This window comes from Citrobacter sp. Awk 2, assembly GCF_028069815.1.
Lineage (GTDB): Bacteria > Pseudomonadota > Gammaproteobacteria > Enterobacterales > Enterobacteriaceae > Citrobacter.
On the sequence record NZ_JANEWL010000217.1, the window covers coordinates 1 to 1203 of the forward strand.

The 1203-nt window shown below is 53.2% G+C and carries 1 rRNA gene; it reads right to left on the reverse strand.

Annotated elements, in window-relative coordinates:
- Positions 1–1203, reverse strand: a 23S ribosomal RNA gene (locus NNO02_RS23255); the annotation flags it as partial.

Consider the following 1203-nt stretch of genomic DNA (forward strand, 5'->3'; position numbering starts at 1 on the left):
AGTCTCAGGGAGAACTCATCTCGGGGCAAGTTTCGTGCTTAGATGCTTTCAGCACTTATCTCTTCCGCATTTAGCTACCGGGCAATGCCATTGGCATGACAACCCGAACACCAGTGATGCGTCCACTCCGGTCCTCTCGTACTAGGAGCAGCCCCCCTCAATTCTCCAGCGCCCACGGCAGATAGGGACCGAACTGTCTCACGACGTTCTAAACCCAGCTCGCGTACCACTTTAAATGGCGAACAGCCATACCCTTGGGACCTACTTCAGCCCCAGGATGTGATGAGCCGACATCGAGGTGCCAAACACCGCCGTCGATATGAACTCTTGGGCGGTATCAGCCTGTTATCCCCGGAGTACCTTTTATCCGTTGAGCGATGGCCCTTCCATTCAGAACCACCGGATCACTAAGACCTGCTTTCGCACCTGCTCGAGCCGTCACTCTCGCAGTCAAGCTAGCTTATGCCTTTGCACTAACCTCCTGATGTCCGACCAGGATTAGCTAACCTTCGTGCTCCTCCGTTACTCTTTAGGAGGAGACCGCCCCAGTCAAACTACCCACCAGACACTGTCCGCAACCCGGATCACGGGTCTACGTTAGAACACCAGCCATTAAAGGGTGGTATTTCAAGGTCGGCTCCATGCAGACTGGCGTCCACACTTCAAAGCCTCCCACCTATCCTACACATCAAGGACCAGTGTTCAGTGTCAAGCTATAGTAAAGGTTCACGGGGTCTTTCCGTCTTGCCGCGGGTACACTGCATCTTCACAGCGAGTTCAATTTCACTGAGTCTCGGGTGGAGACAGCCTGGCCATCATTACGCCATTCGTGCAGGTCGGAACTTACCCGACAAGGAATTTCGCTACCTTAGGACCGTTATAGTTACGGCCGCCGTTTACCGGGGCTTCGATCAAGAGCTTCTCCTTACGGATAACCCCATCAATTAACCTTCCGGCACCGGGCAGGCGTCACACCGTATACGTCCACTTTCGTGTTTGCACAGTGCTGTGTTTTTAATAAACAGTTGCAGCCAGCTGGTATCTTCGACTGATTTCAGCTCCACGGGTAAACCGCTTCACCTACATATCAGCGTGCCTTCTCCCGAAGTTACGGCACCATTTTGCCTAGTTCCTTCACCCGAGTTCTCTCAAGCGCCTTGGTATTCTCTACCTGACCACCTGTGTCGGTTTGGGGTACGATTT